The sequence below is a fragment of the Streptomyces alkaliphilus genome, from assembly GCF_014141535.1.
Classification (GTDB): domain Bacteria; phylum Actinomycetota; class Actinomycetes; order Streptomycetales; family Streptomycetaceae; genus Streptomyces; species Streptomyces alkaliphilus.
Genome location: NZ_VKHT01001777.1, coordinates 1 through 390, shown reverse-complemented (window position 1 = coordinate 390; position 390 = coordinate 1). Strand labels below are relative to the sequence as shown.

Here is a 390-nt window from a genome sequence, read left to right as displayed (position 1 = left end):
GGAGTGGGTGCGGGGCGCCGGTCTCCTCGGCACCGGCGTCCTGGCGGGAGCCGCGGTGGGGTGGGCGGCGGACCGGCTGCGGTCGCGTCGGCTGCACGCCCGGGTGGCGGCCCACGGCGAGTGCCGCCTCCGTATCCACGAGGGCGGGATCGAGGCCGGTGACGCCCTCTCGTCGTTCACGACGGGCTGGGAGGACTTCCCCCACCGGACGGAGACGGGGCGCTGTCTCGTGCTGCTCGGCTCCCGGGGGATGTCCGCGCCCGTGGTGGTGATCCCCAAGCGGCTGTTCGCCTCCCCGGAGGAGATCGAGGAGGCACGGAGGCTGGTGGCCCGGCACACCGCGCCGTTGACGCGGGCCGACCGGGGATGAGCCGCCCCCTGTGTCTTATA

The 390-nt window shown here is 75.1% G+C and carries 1 protein-coding gene; it reads left to right on the top strand.

From position 1 onward, the window contains the following. Window positions 1-370, top strand: a 370-nt coding sequence (locus FNQ90_RS26720; RefSeq protein ID WP_228471637.1) for a YcxB family protein, incomplete at its 5' end; no start/stop codon positions are given. Between the last annotated feature and the right edge of the window lie 20 nt (window positions 371-390).